This window comes from Sphingobacterium olei, from assembly GCF_005048855.1.
Lineage (GTDB): Bacteria > Bacteroidota > Bacteroidia > Sphingobacteriales > Sphingobacteriaceae > Sphingobacterium > Sphingobacterium olei.
Genome location: NZ_SUME01000001.1, coordinates 221172 through 235274 on the forward strand (window position 1 = coordinate 221172; position 14103 = coordinate 235274).

Sequence of the window (14103 nt, forward strand, 5' to 3'; positions counted from 1 at the left end):
AGCTATGAAAACATTATTTCTTATGATCGGATTGTCGCTCATCTCAATCGAGGTATCTGCACAAACAAAAGACAGTACATTTAAGTATGTCGAAGTCGAGGCTGGGGCAACTATTCCCTTGGGAAATCTAAAAAACACCATGAATGTTGCCCCAAATATTGGCGTATGGGTAAGACAGCCCTACACTGAAAAAAGCATTTGGGCTTTTGGTTTCAGTGTCAATTTTCCAAAAAAAACGACATTTCAATATATAAACGACGATTATGAAACCGAAACAAAATCGTTCTCAGGGGTCATAGGATTTCGTTTAGATAAACACTATACGCTCAACAAAGCGAAAAATATAGATATAATTTGGTCTTCGGTGTTGGGCTATGGAATGTATTTATTTGATGATGTCAGAGCTCGGGCAGAATATGAAACTTGGTCAGAATCAAAAAAGGATAAAGAAGATAAGCCCGTTTTTATCAGACCTTTTAGCACCATCCATGTTGGACAAGGCCTACAACTTCGAATTCGGGATTTTGGATTGCAGACCCGATACAATTATGCCCCCTATCATGCCTTTAGCGATATCATAGACAATAGATTTGGTACACATAGTGTGACAGTCGGATTATTTTATAGACAGTAATATCTTAATCACTATATTTACGAATCAATACGATCATTTATTAAAAATAAATCGAAGTGAAAGAATTCTGCAAACCTCTGCTGAATTATCATTAGATTCAAATACAGGTACAAGGGCGATGCCCCCCTCAGAATAGGAAGCATCCCCTTCGTCACTGCGGTCAACTGTCTGCAGTTTTCGCTATAACTTTAATGATTGAAGCCAACTCCTCGTTATATAGTCCCTTACGATCAGCTTCTGCTAGAATTCTTGCAAGAGTCTGGGGGAATTCCTGAATAACATCCAATTCCTCGAAGCTATCTGCTATTCGTTGTGTTGCCGATACGCTAATGGGTAATGGACTTTGTGTAATACGATAGTCCTCGCGATTGATGACATCAATTTCGTGTTTGAAAAAATCGGTAAATCCCGGTGTTATCTCACCAATAATGGTGCTAAAGTCTTCCAGCTTTAAACCATATTGTTGCGCCAAGGTTACACCATATATTAAACCAATGTAAGAACCATAGAGCCACGTTAAAGTGGCCAGATCCATGGCCGATGAGGCGGCTGCTTTTTCACCTAAATATTTTAGATTGCCTCCGAGAACGTCCAGAGAAGATTTATGCTGTGAGTAAGCATTTTGGATTCCTGATACGAGTATTGTCGTGCCTTCGAGTCCCATCTGATCTGGGGCAACCTGTAAAGCACCATTAATGTACTCGCCACTGTGCTCGGTAATTATAGCTTCTATTTTGCTTGCCTCTTTTGGACTTCCAGTAGTTAAATTGAGAAGCGTTTTATTCATGAATGCTTTTTTATCCCTTATGCCGTCTAGTATCTCAAGAACAGCATTGTTATCGGAAACACAAATAATGCTAAGCCTACTATCCTTAATTGCGTCAAGAACGTTATCGGCAATTTTTACATTTTTCAAATCCGATGCTCTGGCTTTAGAGCGATTCCAAACAATTACCTCAAAGCCTGCATCAACATACAGCTGTGCTAACTTTTTGCCCATTTGTCCTAATCCAATTATGGATATTGTTTTTGATTTTTTTATCGTTGTCATATTGTTATTGTTTATGGTACGAAATTATTGCAAACAAAAAGGACAGGCAATAACCGAAAAAAGATTCGGTATGGAGCAATTGTAGGTATTCGATAAATTGATACCTTTATTTTCTAAATAAAATTCATTATGTACACAAAGAAAATTGAAGAGGACCTGAATTGTGGCATTCGAGTAGCAATGAAGGTTTTTGGCGGAAAATGGAAATTATGCATTCTTGAGGCTATCAATAATGGCATTGTCCGTCCCGTTGAAATTCATAAAAATATTCCTAATTCTACTTTGCGGGTTATCGAAATGCAGTTGGCCGAGCTCTTGTTCTTTGGTGTTATCGATAAATGTTCAGAAGATGTTTATCCCAAAAAATCAGAATACGAAATTACGCCCTTTGGTAGGACCATTCTTCCGATTCTATCACAAATTGATGTATGGGGGGTAACCCATTCCGCATTGGTGAAAGAAAAACAACAGGAATTAGAGGTATAGCTGGGGATGTAAAGTATATTAACCGAAATCGGTGAGATCTTTTTTGTAAATTGTGCACACTATCAATATCAATAAAGTATGCGTAAAAAAACACAATTGATCACCGCCATGATGCTATTTTCTACGACGGTTGCTGTAAGTCAGATGAAAATTCGGGAAGAACTGCCTGAAAAATATAAATGGAACCTGTCCGATCTCTATGCTACAGATGATAAATGGAAAGAAGAAAAGGAAAAGGTTCAACAAAACATGCAAAAAGCAGCCTCTTACAAGGGTAAGCTTACACAGTCCGCTACCGTACTTTTAGAAGCTCTAGCGTTCAATAGCGCACTCATTAAGGAAATGTCTCGGCTTTCATCCTATGCATCGATGAAATCTGATCAAGATACCAAAGTGACCAAGTACGCTGGCATGAAACAAGAGCTGCAACAGCTTTTTTCTGAATATGGCGCATTAACATCTTTCATGGAACCCGAGTTATTAACCCTAGATGAAGATAAGCTCAACGCCTTTTTTGCGGAAGAAAAAGAACTGGTAACCTACAAATTTTACCTCACGGATCTACTCCGCAAGCGAGCACACAGAGGTTCCGAAGAAGTCGAAAAAGTAATGGCCTACTCGGCATTAATGTCCGGCAATGCTGCAAATATCTTCAGTACTTTTTTTAATGCAGAGTTTCCGCACCCCGAAATTGAATTGAACGGTGAGCGTATAAAGCTCAATTCCGCCAATTTTGCACTGTATAGAGCGAGCGAAGACAGGGAAGTTAGGAGCACAGTGTTTGCCACTTATTTTCGTAAATTAAATGAATTTCAGCAGACTTTTGGAACACAGCTATACGGAAATATCAATGCCGCATTGTTTACTACAAAAGCCCGAAATTACGAGAGCACGTTAAAAAGGGCACTGGATGGCGGTAATATCCCGACAGATGTTTTCCATAATCTCATTACAAATGTGACTGGAAACTTGGAGACGTTTCATCGATATTTAAATCTCCGAAAGCGCATGATGGGGCTGGACACCCTGCATTATTATGATCTGTACGCTCCTTTGGTTGAAAAAGTCGATTTAGAATATACGGTAGAAGAAGCTGTTGAGAATATTTTAAAATCCTTACAACCTTTGGGTACCAATTATGTCGACGTATCAAAAAGAGCGTTCAATGAAAGATGGATTGATATGTATCCAAATGAAGGAAAAAGATCCGGGGCATATTCCAACGGTTCTGCATACGACGTACATCCGTATATACTCATGAACTACAATGGGAAGTATAATGATATGTCTACGTTGACCCACGAATTGGGGCATACCATGCATAGCTATCTGACCAATAAGCAACAACATTTCGCAAACGCAAACTATTCGATTTTCGTCGCTGAGGTAGCGTCAACGTTGAATGAAGAGTTGTTGAACGATTATATGCTGCGACAGATTAAAGACGATAAGACCCGTCTTGCTATCCTCGGAAATTATCTAGAAGGTGCCAAAGGAACATTATTCCGTCAAACCCAGTTTGCAGAGTTTGAATCGTTGATCCACGAAAAAGTCGCAAAGGGCGAAGCACTCACTGGAGAAGATTTTGATAGGTTGTATTTAGACCTGACCAAGCGTTACTACGGTCATGATAAAAATGTTTGTATAATCGATGACTATGTCAAATCCGAATGGTCTTACATCCCGCATTTTTATTACAATTTTTACGTGTACCAATACGCGACATCCTTTACCGCTTCGACTGCGCTCTCAGAAAAGGTGCTTAAGGGAACAGATGAGGATCGCAAAAAATACCTTGATTTTCTAGCATCTGGAAGTACCAAGTACCCTGTAGAGTTACTTGTCGATGCAGGTGTGGATATGAATACCTCAGAACCTTTTGACCTGACTATTGCTAAGATCAATAAAGTAATGACAGAAATGGAAACCATTCTGACAAGAATGGGTAAATAAGTATGCTGTTTAATATCTATCATAAAAGCCGTATTATACGGCTTTTATGATACTATCTTTTCTTATTCTTCCTCGTCATTTTGGCTTTTATCCCAGCGCCGAGGTTGTAGTTTTTGCTATTGCTTTCTTTCTTTTTATGAAAAGCTCCACCTTGTGACTCGTCCACCTCAGTCTTTTCTTTTGGATTATTGGGTGGGCGATAGATAATAAGATCATCTGGAAGAGGCATGACAGGAATTTTCTTTCCCAAAAATTGTTCTATTTTTTTGAGTGCCGGAAGTTCGAGATCTGTCGCAAATGTGATCGCTATAACTTCATCATTTGAAGTTTTTTCAACATGCTGCACAAACACTTCTCTATTTTCTGGTACTTCAAAATGAAATATAAAAGGAATCCCATTTAGATCAATGTCATTTGTGCCTTCATTTGCAATAATAAGTATTCGACATTCAGGGATTTGCTTAAAATCGTTTATATCATCAATACCAGCATCCTCATGAAGCAAAGGGTTTAATACAGCCACTTCTCCATTTTTAGCATGTAGACTTTGACCTAGTTTTTGTGCAGTAAGTCGACTATTCACAAATACGACCACTTTATCAAATACGTCATCATCTCTCATCAAAACATTTAGCAAATTGATTTTCGTCGTAAAATTAGGAACCTGATATAACATGAGCTCATGTGTTTCAGCTGTTTTATCACTAAGCTCATCCGCCTCAATCAGTGTAGCAAACGGCATAAAGTCATCGATCATCAAATGCAATTTGTCATGCTCGACGGTACTAAATGCTAAATACTGGACTTTTCCGCAGCTTTGTGCCAGTTCCCTTACAGGAGTTTGCATTCCTTGCTTCACTATTTCTTCCGCATCATCAACGATGAACATCTGAATACGGTTTAAATTAAGTCCTAATTTCAGGTATATAGCACGGGCGCGGTTTGGAGTTGCTACTACAATATCTACCCCGCGGACCAGATTTTCGATCTCTTCTTCTATACTTCCACTAGCTTTAAGCCCTATGATATGGAGGTCTTTGTTCTTGCTAACGTTCAGAAAACGATCAACTATTTCAGTAATTCTTTCTTCATTAGGAGCTAAAATTAAGACTTTCGGCGCCTCATCTTCCGTATATTTTAAGCGCATCAATACCCCGAGAACGTAGGTAGTCGTTTTTCCAGCCCCTTCAGGTGCAATGCCGATAATACTATGGCCACCGATTATTCGAGAGAGTGCTTTTAACTGAATTTCTTTTGCTGTAAAATAACTCAAATCATTCATGGATGCATGAAGACGTTTACTAAGCTTTAATTTATCTAAGGACACTGCTGAATAGTTAAATGAATATCAAGCCACAAAGTTAGCTAAATGATTTTTATAATTAAACTTTAATCCTCTCTCGATCCGCCATATACCGAAAAGGGCAGGCATGAGATCATTAGACTCAATTCTAGAAATTTATATTATATATAACATTCTGTTTGATTATTTTTCCAATGAAGATATAGAGCAACTAACTTTGAATCCCGAAAATTTTAATAAATTAGAGATTATGTATTTACTTCACGGAAAACTCACAGCTAAGGATGGAAAAGCCGATCGACTTGCTGATATGTTATTAGACGCATCTAAACTCGTCTCCACTGCAATTGGATGCAGATTATATGTTATTGGTAAAGATGAAAACGATTTAAACTCAGTTTACGTAACGGAAATATGGGATAGTAAAGAGGATCATGACAACTCTCTGAAAGTCGAAAGTGTAAGAGAACTAATAGCGAGAGTAAAACCGATTTTAGGCGCGCAGCCAACAAAAGGTCAGGAACTTGAAATTCTTGGCGGTTCAGGAATAACCATATGAATTTAAAAGAAGTTTTAAATTATCGTCGGTCGGTAAGGGTTTACGATAAAGAAAAAAATATAGATGCAGATATCGTTAAGAACTGTATTGAACTAGCCACACTAGCGCCTAACAGTTCCAATATGCAACTGTGGGAAGCATATCATATCATAACACCCCATGTTTTAGATCAGATGACAAGGGCCTGTCTTAACCAGAGAAGCGTTTCAACGGCATCACAAGTGGTTGTTTTTGTAACTCGTCAGGACCTATATCGAAAACGTGCAAATGCGAATATAGCATTCGAGCATGAAAACATCCAAAGGAATAGTCCTGAGGAACGCCAAGAAAAGCGAATCAAAGACAGGCTGTTGTATTATGGCAAGCTGATGCCATTTCTTTACGCCCGATTTTTTGGCGTGTTGGGTTTTGCCAGAAAATTAGCAGTAAGTACTATCGGTATATTCCGTCCTATAGTATATCAGGTATCAGAAAGCGATATGCGTATAGTCATTCACAAAAGCTGTGCGCTAGCCGCACAAACGTTTATGATTGCTATGGCAAATGAAGGTTACGATACCTGTCCCTTAGAAGGTTTCGATAGTAAGCGTGTCAAAAAGCTTCTTAAATTACCTTATCGTGCGGAGATCAATATGGTAGTGTCCTGTGGTGTAAGAAAGGGAAATGAAGGTATTTGGGGTGAACGGTTCAGAATTCCCTTTAACGAAGTTTATCACAAAATCTGAATTTTAGGAAAGCCAATCGTATGTTTCCCTTGCGCTTGGACGAGAAGTTCGAAAATTATTTGATCCGCTCTTTTTTTGCTATATTAACGTTCTATGAGCAAAAGATTTTTAATCGATCCGCAGACCACACAAGATATTCAACTACTTGAGGTGACAGGCCGTTCCATTTGGGGATTTTTCAATCATGCTATCACAGCTGGAGGTGAAGATTTTCTGCGCGAAGTTTTTTTGAAGCCTTTATCGGATGTTGATGCGATCAAAGACCGCCAGCAAAAAATACGTCGTTTAGAACCGGTCGTTCAAGAAGACTTTCCCTTTTACAGGATGGTCGTTATGGATGTAGAGAAATACATCAAGAGATCCCATTCAGGAGAACGATCAGGATGGGGACTTTTGGATCTTTTTGTGGCCAAAGCACCGATCTACTATTACAAAGTAAGTTCGATCCTCGAGACTTGTGACTTTTTGTTGAAATCCCAAGCGTTTTACGAAAAGGTAAATGCCCATCAAGCGTACGAGGATATCGCAGAAATGATCCAAATCCATGAAGAATGCTTGTCCAGAATATTCAAGGGCGGCCCTTACAATCCAGAGCAACTGAAAATCAATAGATTCAACCTCGATGCGTATGATCGTCTTATTCGTTACGAACTGGCGAGTAAGCTCAAACAGGCAATTGCTTTTTTCTATGAGATCGATGCATATTTCGCCGTGGCCCGAACCGCAAAGGAGTATGAGTTCTGTTATCCAGAAATTTACCCAAAACATCATACGGGCAAGATCCACATGCAAGATGTCTATCATATTTTTCATCAGCAGCCTGTTAAGAACACTGTCCAGATGACCAGAGAGAAGAGGATATGGTATCTGACAGGTGCTAATATGGCGGGCAAATCATCTTTTATCAAAACTATTTCAACTGCGCTATACTTGACCCACATTGGGTTTCCTGCTCCGGCTAGTTCTATGAAAACCGACCTGATCGACGGAGTGTTTACCAGCATCAATTTGCAAGATAACCTCGAACTGGGGTATAGCCATTTTTATGCAGAGGCGATCCGACTCAAGGAAATAGTGGATCAGCTTGACAAAAACACGAATGCGCTGGTTATTTTAGACGAACTTTTTAAGGGCACAAACCATATTGATGCCTCGAATGCTATTTTTGACATTATAGAGCACCTCAGCCATACCGATGGTCCCTATGTAATCGTGTCCTCGCATATCACCGATCTGGCAGAGAAACTACAATCTCTTCCTTTAGTAGATTTTTATAAAATGAATATCGAAAGTGACGAACAGGGAGAACCTCGCTTCACATATAAGATCGTATCAGGGGTAGCCGACGAAAAATTAGGCATGTGGTTATTACAAAAGAGTGGTGTCTTTCAGTCCATTGCAAGATTGAAGGATCTTCCATAGAGATTATACAGGAGCATCCGTTAAGCTCTTCGTAGAGCATTCCCGTCGTCACCGCGAGGAAGTATAACAAATCAGTCTTCTGTCAGGAATTTGTCATGGACGCCTGAATTTTGTCAATTTGCTTTAGATGTCTAATAATATGATTTATAATAAACTGAAACGTATCGCCCAATTTTAGCTTGATTAAACTCGAAATCGAAGTCCTAATTTTCACTTTGCTCAGACTTACATTTCTCGATTGGTTTAACAATTCCACAAGTAGGATTTGTTGATTTATAAATCTGTCAATAGTAGTTATTTCAAGGTTTGCATTTAATGGATTTTTATCTTTAAATGTTTTCATTTTATTTAACTTTTCTTTTGGTAACATGCTGTTTGCAAATAAATTACCTAGAATGCCACTCTTAAACTCAATGTCAGGTTTAGTTGTCGAAATTTTTAATTCTCTTGCTATTTGTGGTAAATAGTAATCGCCATACAAATTCAAATGCTCTAAACATTCCAAAATGCTCCAGGAAATTTCGTTTTCTTTCCATGTTAAAGTGTTCAGGTCATAGCTTTTAAGCTTTTCTACTTGATTTATAAATTCTTTTGTTTGCTCAAGGAGCGTTTGTGTTAGTTTCTCTGATTGCATATTTTTTTATGCAAAGTTCAATAAAGTATTTTTCATAAACCTTGATTGAAGTCAAGACTTTTTCAGTCTCGATAAAGTTTCGGCACTCATTCTTAAATAATTAGCAATATGTCTGTTAGAGATTTCCTGAAAAAGTTGCGGACTTCGTTTTAAAACTCTTTCATATCTTTCTTTTGGCGAATGTGTCAGGATATCAATTTCACGTTCCATTTGTTGGAGTACCAGATTCTCTAAAATTTTGATCCACGAATTTCTGTTACTTTCTATTTCTAAAAATTTGTCAATTTGTTGTTTGGTTACTACTTTTATAACCGTTTTTTTAATTGCCTGAATAAATAAATCGGAAGGTTTTCCGGTCAAAAAGGAGTCCAGAGAAACAATTAAATTGTCTTTGTATCCAAATCTAATTGTCTGCTCTTCATGTTCATCCAGAAAAAACACTCTCAAACTTCCGCTTACCACATAATACAGATTTGTGTCGATGACACCTTTCTTTTTTAAAAATTGGTTTCTCTCGATAGTTATTATCTTATCTGAAAATTCAATAATTTCTTTCATTTATCGTCTTGTTTGAGGTTAAAATATGTAATTCTTCTCAAATCCGTGTCGTATAGTCCGACCAAAATGCTATTGCCCGCATTGTCGACTTGAATGGCTCCATATGTAGCTTGTTCGTATTTCTCCGCGTGGCCTTCCTGGAAAAAAAACGATTCGGCTCCTATTTCTATAGACCATTTGTTTGGTGTGGTATACGCAATGAGAAACTCACCCTCAAACAGAGGAGTAGTTTCTTGTTGAAACCGTACGAGATTTGCGACAGATCCGTTACCCAAACGAACGACACAATATCCCCGTCTGGCTATACTGTCTATATCAGTTTCGGTTGCCATCTTATAACGCAGTTGCATATAGTCGCCCTGCATCAAAGAGCGAGGATCCACTGGCGCCAACTCCAACAATATCAACTGTCCGTCGCGAAGGATTTCTTCCTTTTTTGCTATGCTGTAGTTAAAATATAGGAGTAGGAGAACAAGGTTGAAAGCGACAATGATCCCTTTATATTTTTTCATGATTTGTACGTTTAGAAATGAATAAGAAGAACAACAAAAATACTATACCTGATAGGAATAGCAATACGGATTTGGTCAATAGTGTATAGTTGAGGTCGTAATAAAACTGACCTACAAAATACAACAGCGCTAGAATCCCCATGACGAATCCGGTTTTGTAATTGACCCAAAAACATAACAGAATCAACAATATACTACCTGCGATGCCGGGAAATAGCACGGTAGGAGCTAGTACCAAAAGAATTAATCCGTAAATAGCTAATCTGGTGACGACGACGGATAGCTGTAAAGTTGTCAACAGCTTCGATGAGAGGTAGAGTATGGCCACCATACACACTATTGATACAGACCAGATCAATGAGGTCGATAAGGTGAAGAAAATATCATGACGCAGTAGCCCCAGACCTATCAGAAAAGATAATACCAGCCCCATGCGTATAGCATGATATGGAAGCCTGATTTTGAAACTTATAAAGAGTAATCTAGCTTCCTGTAAAAAGGTATACATCAGTATGATGGCCAACAAAGAAACGTGGATGTATATAAAATCATACTGATTAGTCGATAGTACAAAGCTCAACATACTACCGTTCAGGATCAATGTCGATACAAAGCTGATGATGTAATTGGGAGTCAAACACAGGCAGATCAAGGAAAATACAGCACACGATATGGAGATATATTGTGTGTCAACATGAAATTCAGAAAGTGCCATCGCCAGCATGATAAAACCAATGCTAAAGGTAGATACGCTGATGGTATCCCAGAGTATCTGTCGAAATAGTTTGCCGATAATCACGCCCAATGCGATGGCGAGGATGCCGAATATCAAGAGCGCTACATTAGACTTGTGCAAGCCAGCGATCAGTAGGAAGCCAAAAAAAGCAGTGGAAGAAAGTATTCCGCCAAAGATGGACAGTATCTTGATCGCCAGCGTTTGGTTGCCCTGATTGGTCTCAAGCGATTTATCGAGCACGATAAGGTCGAGACGTAATCCCGGTTCCAATGACTGCAGGTATGTCGCTGTTTCCAGTATGTTATTTTTGTATTTCATGACGATTGCTTTTTAGCGAGTTGGATAAGATTGCGGATTACAAAGGTGACACTGATGATGATAAAGATACTTACAGATAAAAGCATCCATTCGCCATCCGACAGATCGATAAGAAATGCAGCAATCACGATAATTGAGCTAAACGGAATAGCCGAAAGGTAGAAAGTGCTCTTGGTTTGTATGCCATGCCACAGGCCAGCGATGTAAGTCAATCCGACAAGCGGAGCAAATACGCCGAAGTAATCCTTATTGAAGCTGAAAAGAATACCGCTTACCATACCTATCGTCGCAAAGGTCAATGCAGCTACACCAACCGTATGTACAAAATAGGCCGGAGCCTGACGTAATTTGGCTATAGCGAAAATCAATCCATTGCCGAGAAATAGTATGCCGTATAGTAACAATGGAGGCCAGTCCGCGACCTGTTCTTGGTAGAGGATCAGCGTTGTATTGAGCAGAACGACAAACAATAGCCACAGTGGGGCAAAATTGGAAATGCATACCCATAGGGTCACAAAAATGGTCCAGGCCAAAAAGAAATCATAGGCATTGGCTCCAGTCTGATAGATCTGTCCAAAAACAGCGAACAGTACACCCACAAGGACTGCACTTCCAGTCAGTATGATGTGGCGTATCTGACTGTTTATCTTTGGCCATAAAGCCAATACGGTAACCGTGATAACCAATATTTCCACTAAACCAATTTTAATAAACTTGTGTAAATCAGCCCAATTGTAGGCAAAGAAGAAAATAATTCCAGCTAGAGAGAAGCCTAGACCAAGTGTAAGAAACAACAGTGTTAAAAATCTCTTCCAGCTGGCTTCATCAGGGTATACTTGGTCTTTTAAAGCTTTGGCCAATGTCTTTTTACTGAGCTGGCTATGTCTTGCTACGGTCTCGATGCCTTCCCGTTGTATATTTTTCATATTCGAAAATAGTATAGGGTTTGTGATGTCTAAGATATCAAATAATAAACTTACGTGTAGTGGTCTTGAGGAAATAACCCGCAGGCTTGCAAAGCAAAGCACTGCGGGCGGCAACCGCTACGTCGTTTCTTTGTCCTCCAACAGTTTAGTATCTCTGGTATTCTTTTGTACAGCGATAGCAGCGAAAATACTTAGGCAGAATGACATGGCATAAAATCCTTTTTCACTCAACAGCAGTTCTGCATTCCAAAGCCCTATAGTGAGTAGTATCATCGCAGCAAGCGTAGCAAACCAACTTAAACCGTAATACAAATCAGTCACCGGTAGACCTTCCGCTCTATCTCTGACACTCTTCTGTACAGAGATTACGGCAAATAACCCGAATAATAAAATCGTAAAATAGTAGCCCTTTTCGTTGAGGTTCATGTCAGCATTCCACAGACCTATACAGTATGCCAACACCCCCACAATCAGTGCAAACCAAGAGGCTCCGACAAAGGCCGAGGTTGGTTTAAATGGGTGATGTGTTTTTTCCTCATGTTTAGCGACAACTGTGTTGTCATCAGTTTTTACTTTTAGCGGTTCCATTGTTCTGTTTTTTTAATGTTTACTGAAGCAAATGTCTGTAGGAAAATTAAAATTTAGAAATAATAAATTGTGATAAACTGACGATATTATTGTTTAATAATCTGTATTTTTGATGTACTATGGATACATTGTCTGAGTTGATAGACCTGTTGAATAAAGATGAAATAAGGCAGTTTAAGTTGTTTTTGAACAACAAAAATAAACGTTATGATGTCAAGAATATTCAATTATTTGAATTGTTAGAAACTGACGATATTTTGTTATTAAATAAGCTTTATAAACCCACCAAAAACAGAGATGCCTATCATGCGCTACGCAAGAGATTACAGGATAGTCTTATTTTGTTTTTGTCACAGAAGGTGTTTGAAAATACCGTTTCGGAGACTTACGATATATTACGGCTTATTGTTGTCTCTCGTTTTCTTCTAGAAAATGGTCTGACCAAGACTGCTTTTAAATCTTTAATAAAAGCAGAGCGACTGGCCGTAGACCTGGAACAGTACAATTTGCTTAATGAAATATTATTGCTCAGGCTGCAATACATACATCTCGATCCGCACACAGATCTGGATGGGCTAAGCGAACGTCTTTTAGCAAACCAGCTGCAAATGCAGTCTGAGGCCAAACTTCATCTAGTTTACGCATTTTTACGCAGGGAGTTACAGGAAATTCATTTGAAAGGTAAAATTGTAGACTTAGCAGTGTTGATTATTAAGACGGTAAAGACGCACAAAGTTGCGATAGGTGACCTAATGAGTTATAAGTCTTTGTATCAGATCCTATTCATTGCCAATGAATATGCGGACATTCAACAGAATTACAGCTTAATCGAAAAATACGTCAAAAGAAGCCATGCATTTATTCAGCGACAGTCGTCAGACACGTATAAAGAAAAGGACCTTTATCACCATCTTTATATTCTGTACTTTCTAGCCAATTTTCATTTACGAAGCCAGGCGTTTACAGATAGTCTACTGTATCTCGGGGAGATGTCCCAGCTGATAGAGACGCAAAAAAGATATAAAGGCCAGTTTTTTCTGCGGCATCAGCTGCTACTGGCGCTCAATTATCATTTTACGGAGAGAGGTCACGAAGCTATGGCGATTATGAGAAATGCTTTGTCTACCGTAAACAAGTCTTATAATCCGGAGGATATCGATGATTTGCGGATTTGTTTAGCTATGTTTTTGGCACAGCATCAAGATAGAGAAAGTCTGCGTTATCTAGCTTTGCTTGCGCATTCTGAAGCGTGGTATGAGAAGCGGATGGGTATGCTATGGACTATCCGCAAGAGTTTGATGGAGATATTGGTTCAGATACAGTTCGGTCATGTGGATGTAGCAGCATCGAGGCTGAATAGTTTTAAAAAAAGGTATAAAAAGTATCTGATCAATACACGTGAGCAACGAGTCATACATTATGTAAGCTTAGTCGAGAAATATCTGACCCATCCAGAAGTGATATCAGAACATTCATTTCAGCAAGCAGTTCTTGATTTTTTGCAGCAGGAGGAGAATAATGATATATTCAATCTGAGTTTTGTAGCCTGGTTGGTTGCGCTTTGGGATAAAAGAACACCTTATCAGGTCGTTTTATCCATGGTTAAGCCCAAGTGATACTACACTTCACACTTGCGCTCATTGAAATTGTTCACAATAGTATAATTCTCTTTGTCATCTCGACACTAGGAGGGATCTA

The 14103-nt window shown here is 38.9% G+C and carries 15 protein-coding genes; 7 read left to right on the forward strand and 8 right to left on the reverse strand.

Annotated elements, in window-relative coordinates:
- Window positions 1-4 precede the first annotated feature (4 nt).
- A complete protein-coding gene (locus FAZ15_RS00955; RefSeq protein WP_136899239.1) occupies window positions 5-634 on the forward strand; it encodes a hypothetical protein in 630 nt (209 codons plus the stop codon).
- A 160-nt stretch (window positions 635-794) separates the two neighbouring features.
- Here the strand turns inward: FAZ15_RS00955 and FAZ15_RS00960 are convergent, their stop codons facing one another.
- The gene (locus FAZ15_RS00960) at window positions 795-1685 is read right to left on the reverse strand and encodes an NAD(P)-dependent oxidoreductase (protein WP_136899241.1); all 891 of its coding nucleotides are present in this window, start codon (window positions 1683-1685) and stop codon (window positions 795-797) included.
- Window positions 1686-1814: 129 nt separating this feature from the next.
- Between FAZ15_RS00960 and FAZ15_RS00965 the strand changes: the two genes are divergently transcribed.
- Together FAZ15_RS00965 and pepF are read left to right on the forward strand one after the other, a co-directional pair.
- Entirely contained in the window at window positions 1815-2171 is a 357-nt protein-coding gene (locus FAZ15_RS00965; protein ID WP_136899243.1) for a winged helix-turn-helix transcriptional regulator, read from the forward strand.
- 78 nt (window positions 2172-2249) lie between these two features.
- On the forward strand, window positions 2250-4124 hold the full coding sequence (gene pepF / locus FAZ15_RS00970; RefSeq protein WP_136899245.1) for an oligoendopeptidase F: 1875 nt from the start codon (window positions 2250-2252) through the stop codon (window positions 4122-4124).
- Window positions 4125-4176: 52 nt separating this feature from the next.
- Here the strand turns inward: pepF and FAZ15_RS00975 are convergent, their stop codons facing one another.
- A complete protein-coding gene (locus FAZ15_RS00975; RefSeq protein WP_238387105.1) occupies window positions 4177-5406 on the reverse strand; it encodes a DEAD/DEAH box helicase in 1230 nt (409 codons plus the stop codon).
- A 148-nt stretch (window positions 5407-5554) separates the two neighbouring features.
- Between FAZ15_RS00975 and FAZ15_RS00980 the strand changes: the two genes are divergently transcribed.
- From FAZ15_RS00980 to FAZ15_RS00990, 3 genes are all read left to right on the forward strand, one after another.
- Window positions 5555-5986: a putative quinol monooxygenase gene (locus FAZ15_RS00980; protein WP_202912283.1), complete on the forward strand. Its 432-nt coding sequence runs from the start codon at window positions 5555-5557 to the stop codon at window positions 5984-5986.
- Entirely contained in the window at window positions 5983-6711 is a 729-nt protein-coding gene (locus FAZ15_RS00985) for a nitroreductase family protein (protein ID WP_136899249.1), read from the forward strand. Before FAZ15_RS00980 ends, FAZ15_RS00985 begins: the two co-directional genes overlap by 4 nt.
- 93 nt (window positions 6712-6804) lie before the next feature.
- Window positions 6805-8133 (forward strand): MutS-related protein, encoded by a 1329-nt coding sequence (locus tag FAZ15_RS00990; RefSeq protein WP_136899251.1) that lies wholly within the window; start codon window positions 6805-6807, stop codon window positions 8131-8133.
- 82 nt (window positions 8134-8215) lie between these two features.
- Here the strand turns inward: FAZ15_RS00990 and FAZ15_RS00995 are convergent, their stop codons facing one another.
- The 6 genes from FAZ15_RS00995 to yiaA form a co-directional block, all read right to left on the reverse strand.
- Window positions 8216-8767 carry a DinB family protein gene (locus FAZ15_RS00995; RefSeq protein WP_136899253.1) on the reverse strand — a complete coding sequence of 184 codons (552 nt, stop codon included), beginning with the start codon at window positions 8765-8767 and terminating at the stop codon, window positions 8216-8218.
- A gap of 51 nt (window positions 8768-8818) precedes the next feature.
- Window positions 8819-9325 (reverse strand): Crp/Fnr family transcriptional regulator, encoded by a 507-nt coding sequence (locus FAZ15_RS01000; protein WP_136899255.1) that lies wholly within the window; start codon window positions 9323-9325, stop codon window positions 8819-8821.
- The gene (locus FAZ15_RS01005) at window positions 9322-9837 is read right to left on the reverse strand and encodes a GDYXXLXY domain-containing protein (protein ID WP_136899257.1); all 516 of its coding nucleotides are present in this window, start codon (window positions 9835-9837) and stop codon (window positions 9322-9324) included. Before FAZ15_RS01005 ends, FAZ15_RS01000 begins: the two co-directional genes overlap by 4 nt.
- Window positions 9824-10891: a DUF4401 domain-containing protein gene (locus tag FAZ15_RS01010; protein ID WP_136899259.1), complete on the reverse strand. Its 1068-nt coding sequence runs from the start codon at window positions 10889-10891 to the stop codon at window positions 9824-9826. Before FAZ15_RS01010 ends, FAZ15_RS01005 begins: the two co-directional genes overlap by 14 nt.
- A complete protein-coding gene (locus FAZ15_RS01015) occupies window positions 10888-11817 on the reverse strand; it encodes a DUF2157 domain-containing protein (RefSeq protein ID WP_136899261.1) in 930 nt (309 codons plus the stop codon). Before FAZ15_RS01015 ends, FAZ15_RS01010 begins: the two co-directional genes overlap by 4 nt.
- A 117-nt stretch (window positions 11818-11934) precedes the next feature.
- Entirely contained in the window at window positions 11935-12405 is a 471-nt protein-coding gene (gene yiaA / locus FAZ15_RS01020) for an inner membrane protein YiaA (RefSeq protein WP_136899263.1), read from the reverse strand.
- 119 nt (window positions 12406-12524) lie between these two features.
- Here yiaA and FAZ15_RS01025 point away from each other — a divergent pair, with 119 nt between their 5' ends.
- Entirely contained in the window at window positions 12525-14021 is a 1497-nt protein-coding gene (locus FAZ15_RS01025; protein WP_136899265.1) for a hypothetical protein, read from the forward strand.
- The last annotated feature ends 82 nt before the right edge of the window (window positions 14022-14103 follow it).